The 5,674-nt window shown below is 50.7% G+C and carries 5 protein-coding genes; 4 read left to right on the forward strand and 1 reads right to left on the reverse strand.

The window, feature by feature from the left end:
• Positions 1 to 55 precede the first annotated feature (55 nt).
• The 4 genes from arsB to KDK13_RS07040 all read left to right on the forward strand — a co-directional run bounded on the left by arsB (position 56) and on the right by KDK13_RS07040 (position 4,730).
• Positions 56 to 1,087, forward strand: a complete 1,032-nt coding sequence (arsB, locus tag KDK13_RS07025) for an ACR3 family arsenite efflux transporter (RefSeq protein ID WP_257284264.1) — start codon at positions 56 to 58, stop codon at positions 1,085 to 1,087.
• Between the two features lie 85 nt (positions 1,088 to 1,172).
• Positions 1,173 to 1,550 carry an arsenite efflux transporter metallochaperone ArsD gene (gene arsD / locus KDK13_RS07030; RefSeq protein WP_257284265.1) on the forward strand — a complete coding sequence of 126 codons (378 nt, stop codon included), beginning with the start codon at positions 1,173 to 1,175 and terminating at the stop codon, positions 1,548 to 1,550.
• Between the two features lie 11 nt (positions 1,551 to 1,561).
• Positions 1,562 to 3,280 (forward strand): arsenical pump-driving ATPase, encoded by a 1,719-nt coding sequence (gene arsA, locus KDK13_RS07035; protein WP_257284266.1) that lies wholly within the window; start codon positions 1,562 to 1,564, stop codon positions 3,278 to 3,280.
• Between the two features lie 358 nt (positions 3,281 to 3,638).
• Positions 3,639 to 4,730 carry a permease gene (locus tag KDK13_RS07040; RefSeq protein ID WP_306671027.1) on the forward strand — a complete coding sequence of 364 codons (1,092 nt, stop codon included), beginning with the start codon at positions 3,639 to 3,641 and terminating at the stop codon, positions 4,728 to 4,730.
• A 275-nt stretch (positions 4,731 to 5,005) separates the two neighbouring features.
• On the opposite strand, the gene KDK13_RS07045 is transcribed toward KDK13_RS07040, so the two are convergent.
• Positions 5,006 to 5,674 (reverse strand): integron integrase (locus KDK13_RS07045; RefSeq protein WP_257284267.1); only part of this gene is annotated, 669 nt, incomplete at its 5' end.

The following is a 5,674-nucleotide window of genomic DNA, read 5'->3' on the forward strand; positions in this document are numbered from 1 at the left end:
ACTTACACCTTAATCGTTAAATTACGATGAACGATAGTTTGTAGAGGTTCAAATCATGGGTATTTTTGAACGTTATTTAAGTGTCTGGGTGGCTCTGGCCATGGTGGCCGGGCTGGTTGGTGGAACACTGTTTCCATCACTCTTTACCACCCTGGGAAGCTGGGAGTACGCCAGCATTAATTTTGTTATTGCAGTGCTGATCTGGTTGATGATTTATCCGATGATGATGCAGATCGACTTTACCGCGGTAAAAAACATCCATCGTCGTCCAAAAGGCCTGATTGTCACGCTGGTCGTCAACTGGTTGATTAAGCCATTTACCATGGCGCTTCTGGCAATTCTGTTTATTCGCTATTTTTTCGGTAGTTTTACCGGTCTTATCTCACCAGAGCTTGGTGACGAATACATTGCCGGAATGATCCTGTTGGGTTTGGCGCCCTGTACCGCTATGGTCTTTGTCTGGAGCCAGCTGACCCGTGGTGATGCCAATTACACACTGGTTCAGGTGGCGGTTAATGATCTGGTGATGGTGGTGGCTTTTGCACCGATCGCTGCGTTTCTGCTGGGAGTGACCGATGTTATCGTACCCTGGAGTACGCTCTTTCTTTCCGTCGTACTATTTATCATTATCCCGTTACTGGCTGGGTTGATAACCCGAAAGCTTCTGCACTCTGAGCAGGCGTTACAGAGCTTTGGCCACCGGGTAAAACCGTTATCAATCCTCGGTTTGATCCTGACCGTAGTGCTGCTGTTTGGTTTTCAGGCACCACGGATTCTGGCCAATCCTGTCGATATCGTACTGATCGCTATCCCGTTAATTATTCAGACAATACTCATTTTCGCCATTGCCTACTACTGGATGTACAAGTGGAAAGAACCGCACAGCATTGCCGCACCTGGTGGGATGATTGGTGCTTCCAACTTCTTTGAACTGGCCGTTGCCGTAGCGATCAGTCTGTTTGGCCTGAACTCCGGGGCTGCACTGGCGACAGTGGTTGGTGTATTGGTTGAAGTACCCATCATGCTGGCGCTGGTGGCTTACGCCAATCGTACCCGTGATCGTTTCCCGGTCGCTCACGCCAGTTAATTATCTTCACGTTTACTCGACTACCGGCAGGTTCCGGTAGTCATCCAATCCCCTGGAAATGCATTAAGAGATCAGGAAAAAAATTATGTCTTCTATTACTGTGTTTGATCCTGCCATGTGTTGCTCTTCTGGCGTTTGTGGTCCAAAGCCTGACCAGAAGCTGTCTGTTTTTTCAGCAGATCTGAATTACCTGGAATCACTGGGACACCGGGTTACCCGTTATAACCTGGCTCAGGAGGCAGCTGCTTTTGCCACCAACCTGACGGTGAAGGCCATGCTGGAAGCCCATCAAACGGAAGCACTGCCCATCATTATGCGCGACGGTGAAATGGTCAGTTACGGAACTTACCCAACCCGTGAGCAACTGGTTGCCATGGCGGCTGGGGAACCGATTGCAACAGCGGAAGCTGAATCGGCAACGACTGCTTCTGGCGGTGGTTGTGGTTGCAGTGGTGGCTGTTAAGGAGTGACGTGATGAAATTCCTGGAAAATATGCCACGGGTGCTGTTCTTTACCGGCAAGGGTGGCGTAGGTAAAACCAGTACGGCTTGCGCTACCGCTGTCCGTCAGGCCATTGCCGGAGAAAAAGTATTACTGGTGAGTACCGATCCGGCATCCAATGTGGATGAGGTACTGGAAACCCGGTTAACGGGTGAACCGATCGCGGTAAACCAGGTTGAAAACCTGTTTGCCCTGAATATTGATCCTCGGGCGGCGGCCGCCGCCTATCGGGCAAAGGCTATTGATCCATACCGGGGTGTACTGCCTGATGCGGTTCTTGAAAATATGGAGGAGCAGCTGTCCGGGGCCTGTACCCTTGAGGTTGCTGCTTTTGATGCCTTTACCGAACTGCTGGCTGATGAGCAGGTTACAACAGGGTTTGACCGGGTCATTTTTGATACGGCACCCACCGGCCACACCCTGCGACTGCTTTCTCTGCCCAGGGCATGGACGGGCTTTGTGGAGGACAATACGACAGGGTCATCCTGTCTTGGCCCCCTGGCGGCGCTGGAAAAACAGACAGCACTGTATGCCCGGGCCGTGGAGATTCTTGCCGATGAAAGCCAGACCCGATTGGTGTTAGTCACCCGCCCTGATGGCGCAGCCCTGAAAGAAGCTGCACGCACCAGTGGCGAGTTGCTGGAGCTGGGGATTACTAATCAGCATCTGGTGGTGAACGGAGTATTCACAGCGACGGATGCTAATGATCCGGTTGCCATTGCCCTTGAGAGTCGTGGCAGAAATGCGTTGAGTGATATGCCAGGGCAGTTGCGCCACCTGCCGGTTTCGACCATTGCCATGTCGGCCAATCCTCCTATCGGTATTGAAGGGCTGAAAACGTTTTTTGATCACAACCCTGGTAAAGTTGCAGCGGAACAGGAACGATCAGACACAACACCGGAAAGTGCTGATCTGAACCAGTTTATTGATGGTCTGGCAGCCAGTGGCCGTGGCATTGTGATGACCCTGGGTAAAGGCGGGGTGGGCAAAACCTCCATCGCCGTTATGATTGCCCGAAAACTGGCTGAACAGGGCTTACCGGTTACGCTCACGACAACGGACCCGGCTGCTCATGTACACGATGCTGTTGGTCAGGTGACGGATAACCTGGTGGTTGAGCGTATCAACCCTGTTGAAGAGATTGAACGCTATCGAACAGAGGTGTTGGCTGACGCAACTCATCTTGACGACGATGGACGTGCGCTGCTGGAAGAGGACTTGAGATCCCCCTGTATTGAGGAGATAGCGGTCTTTCAGGCATTTGCCCGTACCGTGTTTAAGGCCGATAACCGTATTACCGTCATTGATACCGCTCCTACCGGGCATACAATCTTACTGCTGGATGCCGCCCAGAGCTACCACCGGGAGGTATTGAAGCGTGGCGATGCTCACTCAGAAGAAGTGACCGGGCTGCTGCCACGATTGCGGGATCCGGAGTTTGCCAGGCTGTTGATTTGTACCTTGCCGGAAGCGACACCGGTTCATGAGGCCGCCGAACTCCAGGAAGATCTGGCCAGGGCCGGAATCAAACCAGCGGGATGGGTAGTGAATCAGTCACTGACACCGCTGGAGGTAACCGATCCACTGCTGGTATCCCGTCGGAGCAGGGAGGCAGAATATCTTAATGAGATTACCTCCAGCCACAGTGACGTTATGTATCTTCTTCCCTGGCAGGAAGGTGGGTTGAATTAATTAATCGTTCTAAAACTGGAGCCATCGCAGAAATATGCTGGTGGCTCCAGCCTTGCACGGCCAGCCCCAAAACCCATTTGAAATAACTTCAATCCCTTCTCCCATCGGTATTCCAGGGTTATCAATGCCCGGTTCAAGGCATTTCATCAGCAAAGGCAGGTACAAATATTTCTATAATTTTAGAATAATGGTTGAATCTGTTTTTTCATTCACCTAATATACGCCCACCAACAAGCTGCATGCTGATGATCGCGTAAGGGGAAGCGGACACTGATCTTATATTCATAACAGGTCAGACAGATCGGCAAGAGAATTATTATTTTTAAAACTATATTTCTATTTTTCTGGAATTATTGATATGAGTATACAACAGCAGATAACCGATGCTATCGAGCCGGCCATAAAACCGGCACTGGAATCCAGCATGGGCGCTGATATGGCCCAGAGTCTGGTAGATACATTGGGTACCTTTATTTTTCTGGCCGGTGAACTGACCATTTTGTTCCTGATTGTCAGCTTTATTATCGGCGTGATTCTGGAGTATATGCCGGCAGAAAAAATTCAGAAGATACTCGGTTCCAAGGGTGGCAAAGGTTATGTTTCTGCAGGCCTTCTGGGGGCGCTGACACCATTCTGCAGCTGCTCTACCATTCCGATGTTGACCGGTCTGCTTAAAGCCCGGGCAGGGTTTGGTCCGACCATTACGTTCCTGTTCACCTCGCCACTGATGAACCCGATTATCATGGGGCTGTTGCTGGCAACCTTTGGTGTGAAGGTAACGGTCATTTACTTCACCATTGCGCTGACCGTTTCAGTAGCCGGAGGTTATATTCTGGAGAAAATGGGCTTTGAACGTTATGTTCGTAAAGATGTTGTCTATGGTGAAACGGCTGCAGCCAGTTGTTGTGGCAGCAAACCTGCACCCAAGACCAGCTGTTGTGACAGCAAACCAGCGCCAAAGTCCAGCTGTTGTGATCCCAAACCAGCTCCGGTGACGTCTACTGGCTGCGCAACCGCCTGTGGCGACAGCAAGCCCAGAAGTGATGACCGCTGGGGCCGCATCTGGGGTGAAACCTGGAGCCAGTTCAAGCAGATCTTCCCGATCCTGATGCTGGGTGTGGGTATCGGTGCCTTTACTTACGGGTTCATTCCTGCGGACTTTATTGCCCAGTATGCCGGCCCGGATAACCCTCTGGCGATTCCATTTGCAGCGATTATTGGTGTGCCCCTGTATATCCGGGCTGAAGCGGTAATCCCACTGGCTTCTGCCCTTGCGGCCAAAGGCATGGGAATGGGAGCCCTGATGGCGTTGATTATCGGCAGTGCCGGTGCCAGCCTGACGGAAGTGATTCTGCTGAAGAGCCTGTTCCGCAACCCGATGATTGTTGCCTTCCTGGTGGTGATTTTCACCATGGCGATCTCTGCGGGTCTGGTTATGAGCTTTATCTGACACCCATGCCGTGGATGAAGTTGCCGTTCGTCGTTTAATGACTGTAATATTGTCGTTTCAGAAGATTCCTGATGACCTTCAGGTGGAAATTATCGGACAGCGTGGTGAGTGGGAGCATTAAAAAAGATACTTCGGTAACCCAGGGGTACTATTTTAAGTCTATGTAACTATGCGAAAAAAGTCGTGTATAACTTGGAACTGCCTTAATACTCGAGGAAATGGCATAGGGGGGGCGGTAGCGTGAGTGCGGTTCAGAAATGTTTTATTATTTTTTATCAGCGATCAACCGGGCTTAAAACCGCTTTACCACCGCGATTGAGTACATGGGTATATATCATTGTTGTATTGACATTGGCATGACCCAACAACTCTTGAACGGTTCTGATATCGTATCCGCTCTCCAGCAGATGTGTCGCAAAACTATGCCGGAAAGTGTGACAGCTGGCATTTTTGTTCACGCCTGCCTTCCTGACAGCGTGTTTTACGGCAGATTGAATCCCCCTCTCATTGATGTGATGACGGCCTACATTGCCGGTTCTTGGGTCTTTACTCAACTGAGTACTGGCAAAAATATATTGCCATGCCAGCTCTTTTCCCGCATTTGGGTATTTTCTGGCCAAGGCATGGGGAAGATGAACAAAGCAGGCACCGTCTTCAAGGGCTTTTTGGTGAAGTAACCTGGATGACTCGATCTGAGTTCGTAATGGTTCAACAGACACTTTGGGCAACAGAGTCATTCTGTCTTTGCCACCCTTGCCATGGCGAACGGTAATTTCCATACGGCCAAAGTCAACATCCTGAACCCTGAGGCGGAGCGCTTCCTTCAGTCGAAGACCGGCACCATACATTAACTGGGCGACTAATAACGGTGTCCCATTGAGATAGGACAAAACAGAGTTGGCTTCCGTAACCGACAACACAACAGGAAGCTTTTTTGGGCGTTT

This window comes from Endozoicomonas sp. SESOKO1 (assembly GCF_024606265.1).
Lineage (GTDB): Bacteria > Pseudomonadota > Gammaproteobacteria > Pseudomonadales > Endozoicomonadaceae > Endozoicomonas.

Coding starts and splice junctions, on each gene's coding strand:
- arsB (WP_257284264.1), top strand. CDS start 56: ATGGGTATTTTTGAACGTTATTTAAGTGTCTGGGTGGCTCTGGCCATG.
- arsD (WP_257284265.1), top strand. CDS start 1,173: ATGTCTTCTATTACTGTGTTTGATCCTGCCATGTGTTGCTCTTCTGGC.
- arsA (WP_257284266.1), top strand. CDS start 1,562: ATGAAATTCCTGGAAAATATGCCACGGGTGCTGTTCTTTACCGGCAAG.
- KDK13_RS07040 (WP_306671027.1), top strand. CDS start 3,639: ATGAGTATACAACAGCAGATAACCGATGCTATCGAGCCGGCCATAAAA.